Origin of the sequence: Nitrosospira sp. Nsp18 (assembly GCF_900103145.1) — a bacterium.
GTDB lineage: Bacteria > Pseudomonadota > Gammaproteobacteria > Burkholderiales > Nitrosomonadaceae > Nitrosospira.
In genome coordinates this window covers 1-5,815 of record NZ_FMWY01000047.1, presented here as the reverse complement: position 1 = coordinate 5,815, position 5,815 = coordinate 1, and the positions used below count along the sequence as shown (strand labels likewise).

The following is a 5,815-nucleotide window of genomic DNA, read 5'->3' as shown; positions in this document are numbered from 1 at the left end:
AATCATCTTCGATGCACTAAAATGAATTCCTTTCCTTATGGCACAACGTTAACTGCAAAACTGTTTCGGTAACCTTTTTCTATGGCGCAACGCGTACAGCCCAACTACTCGTTTACCTGAAAGGGGCCTGGAAATATCGCTGGGTTGCGGTGGTTGCCGCCTGGGTCGTTGCTATGGCGGGATGGACAATTGTTTATAAGCTGCCGGATAATTATCAGTCCACTGCAAGGATTTACGTCGATACTCAAAATGTATTGAAGCCTTTGATGGCTGGGATGACCGTGTCTCCGGATCTTCAGCAGCAGGTTTCCATCATGAGTCGTACTTTGATCAGCCGGCCCAATGTGGAAAGAGTCATTCGGATGGTGGACCTGGATATTAAGGCAAAAAACGTCAAAGAGCAGGAAAATCTCGTCAAGGACCTCATGGATAAGATCAAGCTCGGGACGACTGGTCGTGATAACCTTTTTACCATTCACTATAACGACCAGAATCCAAAACTTGCCAAAGACGTTGTTCAATCTCTACTCACCATTTTTGTTGAGGGGGGGCTTGGAGGCAAGACACAGGACTCCTCGTCTGCGATTCGCTTTATTGATGAGCAGATCCGCAGTTATGAGGAGAAATTGGTTGTGGGAGAAAATAACCTTAAGGCATTCAAGCAGAAGAACATTGGAATAATGCCCGCGCAGGGCGGAGATTATTACTCGCAGTTATCTCAGGCTGTGGAAGATCTTAATAAAACAAGGCTCGAGTTGCGGGAGGCCGAGCAGGCACGCGATGCGATCAAAAGACAAATTACCGGCGACGAGCCCGTTCTTCTGGTGGATCAAGATGACTCAATCTCGTCCATAGTCAATGTGGAGCTTGATTCTCGAATTGAGGCGCTCGACAAGAATCTGGATGCTCTCAGGCTCAACTTTACGGAACTGCACCCGGACATCATATCGACGAAGCGTCTTATTGCGCAGCTTGAGGAGCGTAAAAAGGAAGAAGCAAAGCTGATCAAGCCTAGCGCTGATCCTGGAAAAAATTATAGTCCCATGCTGCAGCAGCTCAACGTGGCTTTAGCGGAAGCCGAGGCTGACGTCGCTTCAATGAGAGCTCGTGTGGAGGAATATACTTCCCGATATGAGCGAATGAAAGCCCTCAGCAATGCCGTGCCTCAAGTTGAAGCCGAGCTTACGCAACTTAACCGCGACTATCAGGTTAATAAATCCAATTATGAAAAACTTCTCGAACGCCGTGAATCCGCAAAGATATCGGGAGACTTGGGTTCCGCTACCGATTTGGTATCGTTCAGGATTATCGATCCACCAACGGTCTCGGACAGGCCGGTAGGCCCAGATCGCGCCAAGTTTTTTTCTATTGTTTTCCTTGGCGCCTTATTGGCGGGAATCGGAATAGCATTTGTTGTCAGCCAGGTAAGGCCGACATTCCATAGTCAAGCGAGTCTGCGTGAAATCTCCGGTAAGCCCATATTGGGTTCTATCCCCATGATCTGGACCGATCAGGAAAAAAGTAAACGCAAAAAGCGGCTTTATGCGTTTGGTCTTTCCCTGCTATCTTTGCTGGGCCTGTATGCAACATTAATGGTGAAAATTGCTTGACCGAAGTCCAGGCGCTATTTCTCGAATAAAACGGCAGGGTGCCAGAATTGAAAAATTAGCCGCGATCGCCGCATTAGCCATTAAATCTCCATCGCCCCGTCCGGCCTACATTAGAACAGGCAGTTCGCAATTAAATACAAGCGACATCTGGTAAGTCCAAAATCAGAATATTGGAGAAAGCGTGAGCATTATTGAAAAAGCGGCAGCTAAACTCGAAAAAGAAGCGGAGCCCAATGCCCGGAATACCCCATCAGCCGCTGCCATAAATCCGGATCAAAAACTCATAATCGAAAATGATGTTCCCAGGGAAGAACTCAGTCAGGATTGTCCGCCAAACCCTGGCTCGACGTCGAAGCGAATTACGCTAAACCTCGCGAAAATGCGCCAGCATGGCATTGTCACGCCGGACGAAGGAAGAACGCAGATAGCCGAGCAATTCCGCGTGATCAAGCGACCATTGCTCACCAACGCTTTTAGCAAGGGGCCGGGCAGGGTCAAGAACGGAAATCTGATCATGGTGACTAGCGCTCTTGCGGGGGAAGGGAAAAGTTTTTGTACTGTCAATCTGGCTATGAGCATAGCAATGGAAATGGACCGCACGGTATTGCTGGTCGACGCTGATGTGGCGCGTCCTACGGTTCCCAGGATCCTTGGTGTTGGAAAAGAGAGAGGCTTGCTCGATATTCTGCTCGATGAAAAACTTGATTTGGCCGACGTTCTGATTAAAACCAATATCGAGAAGTTGACTCTTCTCACCGCCGGAACGCGCCATTCTCATTCCACAGAGCTACTGGCAAGCCAGAGCATGGGCGAATTGCTAAAGGAGCTCGCGGAACGCTATGCCGATCGCGTCGTTATTTTTGATTCGCCGCCACTGCTATTGACGAGCGAGGCCCGCGTTCTGGCGACCCAGATGGGACAAATTGTACTGGTAGTGGAGGCCGAAACCACATCACAACAGGCTGTTAAGGAAACCCTCCGTCAGATCGAATCCTGCGATGTCGTAAATCTGATCTATAACAAGGCCAGATCATTTTCTGGTAGTGAGTATTACGGTTACTATTATCATGAGAGTGCCTGAGAATAAGCCCTGTCAAAGGGCATTGTTCACGGTTGCCCACTCCGCCGCAACGGTGTTGTTACTCCTGTCCACTTATTGTGATGCGGCCGAATGGCGAGTTACTCCCCGGATGAATGTGATCGAAAGTTATTCTGATAATATTAGATTGGGAAGAACATCAAACGGATCCGGATCAGGCGATTTTGTCAGTCAGGTCAATCCCGGCCTGTACATGAATGGGTTAGGACCACGCTTTAATCTCAATCTGATGTATATGATGAATAATCTTTTCTACGCTCAGAACAGCAACCTGACCCGAACCAGGCATCAACTGAATGCTACAGGAACCGCCGAGCTGATTGAAGACCTGTTTTTTGTGGATGGACGAGCCGCAATGACGCAGCAAAATCTCTCGCTAACGGGACCGCAATCGCTTGACAACGTTAACGTCACGGGTAACAGGGCTGATGTAAGAACATATAGAATCAGCCCTTATCTTCGGCATCGGTTCAAGGATTTTGCATCCACGGAGTTGCGCTACAACTATAACCAGGTTACTTCAGACGCCAACGCACTTTTCAACAGCCAAGGAACCGGCTATTTATTTTCCTTGAACAGCGGCAGCGCGTTCAGCACACTAGGTTGGGGTTTTAACTATAGCAATCAAACGGTTCACTTTGACCGTTCAAACCGGAACGTCGAGTTCGAACGCTACACCGCCAACCTTCGTTACCGGGTTACGGCGCAATTTAGCCTAACTGCAACGGGAGGCTACGAAAAGAATAGCTTTCTTTCAATTCGAGGAAATCCATCCAGCCCTACCTGGTCAGTAGGCTTTTTATGGACACCCACTGAAAGAACCAGTATAGCGATCAGTGGAGGTCAAAGGTTTTTCGGCGACACCTATTCGGCTCTCGCGCGGCACCGCACCCGCTTGACCGCATGGGAGGCGCGTTATGATGAAGGCCTTACGACATTCAACCAACAGCTTCAGGCTGGCTCCATGTTCAGCATGGGGGGTACTCTAAGCCAGCTTCTTACTGCCCAAAACCCCAATCTCAGCCAAGATGTTATTCAGCAAAATACCGGCGCGCTTCTTGGATTTGGAGGTTCAGGTGCTTTTGCTGATCCCAACAATTTTTTAACGAACCGGCTCTTTCTGCAGAAGCGCTTCCAGGCATCCGTCGCTATGAATGGTACAAGAAATACGCTCGCATTCCGGTTATTCAATATGACACGTCAGGCATTTTCGCCAGAATCAGTCGATGTCGGGTTGGGAAATGACGCAGACTTGTCGTTGCTCAACCATACCAGACAGAGCGGTGGTAATGCATTGTGGAGCTATAGAATTTCTCGGTTAACGACTGCCAACCTGAATTTTGGATATGCAAGGTTCAGTTTTCTTGGCGCCGCCAGACAAGACGATATGATGTTATTCAGCACGGGGTTGAGGAGGCAACTTCCGGAAATTATGCCTAATCTGGTGGGCACGCTTCAAGTACGGCACAATCGGCGCAACTCCAACCAAGGGGCAAATTATCATGAGAATGCCGCGATCGCGTCCTTGAGCATGAGTTTCTAACGGAAATAGACGAATGTACGGACCCTTTTACGGCTTCAGAGTCAAGCCTTTCCAATTGAAACCTGACCCCAATTTTTTCTTTGGAAGCAGGGGCCATAAACGTGCCATGGCTTATCTTGAGTATGGGCTTTCCCAGAGAGAAGGTTTCATCGTGGTTACCGGAGAAGTCGGTGCGGGAAAGACCACCTTGGTGCGCAATCTTTTCCGCAAACTGGAGGCCGAAAAAATTCTTGCCGCTCAGATCGTCAATACCGATCTGGAATCTGCCGATACATTAAAGCTGGTCGCTGCAGCGTTTGGGCTCGCTTACGAGAATTCAGATAAGGCTTCTCTACTCATTCGCCTCGAGCAGTTCTTTCGCCAATGCGACCAGCAAGGAAAGCGCGCGCTTTTGGTTGTAGATGAAGCGCAGAATCTCTCGCGACGGACCGTGGAAGAGTTGAGGATGCTTTCCAATTTTCAAACGGATGACAGGTCTTTACTCCAGACATTCCTGCTCGGCCAACCGGAGTTCCGAAAAACTTTACTTAGCAGCGATATGCAGCAGTTGCGGCAAAGAGTGATTGCAACTTATCACCTTGGACCCATGGATTTATCGGAAACACGATCGTATATCGAACATAGATTAAAGACAGCGGGTTGGTGCGGTGACCCATCATTTGAAGAAGATGCTTTTGAAACCATACACAACCACGCGGGCGGGATACCCAGAAGGATCAATGCGTTGTGCGATCGTCTGTTATTGATGGGTTGTCTGGAGAAATTGCACAACTTCGGCAGCGAGGAAGTCAGCGAGGTGATCCGCGATATACAACAGGAATTTGAGATTCCGATAACAGCCGGCGCATCGGATAGCGACATTGGCTCCGTTAGAGAAGAACCTCTTTCCGATCTCGAAAGCATGAGCACCCGAATTGCCAGGCTGGAGGACTCAGTTGTCTCCTTGGTGGGACTGCTCAAGCAGATACTCTCGCTGGGCCGAGCAAACAAGAGCCCCCCAGAGGATAAAACATAATGCTCAACGGCACAAGCGCTACTGCTTCGACCTGGCGGTCCAGAAAGCACCGACTATTTATGGACAATTTGAAAATAGCGGGCAGAAGTGGCGATTTGCGGACGTTGTTGAGAGACATGGGATGAAGGCCCTCCGATGACCCCAGCGCGTATACGTAATGCGATGACGGTCGACGTGGAGGATTACTTCCAGGTTTCTGCCTTTGCCAATCATATTCCACGGGAATCATGGTCATCCTTATCTTGCCGTGTAGAGGTAAATATCGACCGTATTCTTGCTTTGCTGGACGAGGATTGCACAAAAGCAACTTTTTTTACCCTTGGATGGATCGCCGATCGTTACCCCGCCATGGTAAAACGAATTGTCGCTGGCGGCCATGAACTCGCCAGCCACGGCTGGGGTCACTGCCGTGTTTCGGATCAGGAACCCCATGAGTTTCGAAACGACATTATTCAAGTCGTCCCTGAAAAACCTCATCTTTAACAAACTTCCATCATTAATCGATGGTTCTCTTCATTTTGTTTTTGTCCGAGGCATTGCAAGCATTC

General features: G+C 49.0%; 3 protein-coding genes and 2 pseudogenes. All 5 read left to right on the top strand.

Features of this window, described 5'->3' with window-relative positions; genetic code table 11:
* Window positions 1-113 precede the first annotated feature (113 nt).
* Window positions 114-1,610, top strand: a pseudogene (locus BLS94_RS14250) (XrtA system polysaccharide chain length determinant); the annotation flags it as partial.
* A gap of 181 nt (window positions 1,611-1,791) precedes the next feature.
* On the top strand, window positions 1,792-2,691 hold the full coding sequence (locus tag BLS94_RS14245) for an XrtA-associated tyrosine autokinase (protein ID WP_090962576.1): 900 nt from the start codon (window positions 1,792-1,794) through the stop codon (window positions 2,689-2,691).
* The gene (locus BLS94_RS14240; RefSeq protein ID WP_090962574.1) at window positions 2,678-4,252 is read left to right on the top strand and encodes a TIGR03016 family PEP-CTERM system-associated outer membrane protein; all 1,575 of its coding nucleotides are present in this window, start codon (window positions 2,678-2,680) and stop codon (window positions 4,250-4,252) included. Before BLS94_RS14245 ends, BLS94_RS14240 begins: the two co-directional genes overlap by 14 nt.
* Before the next feature lie 13 nt (window positions 4,253-4,265).
* Window positions 4,266-5,267, top strand: a complete 1,002-nt coding sequence (locus BLS94_RS14235; protein ID WP_090962571.1) for an XrtA/PEP-CTERM system-associated ATPase — start codon at window positions 4,266-4,268, stop codon at window positions 5,265-5,267.
* A gap of 162 nt (window positions 5,268-5,429) precedes the next feature.
* Window positions 5,430-5,717 (top strand): annotated as a pseudogene (locus BLS94_RS14230) (polysaccharide deacetylase family protein); the annotation flags it as partial.
* Between the last annotated feature and the right edge of the window lie 98 nt (window positions 5,718-5,815).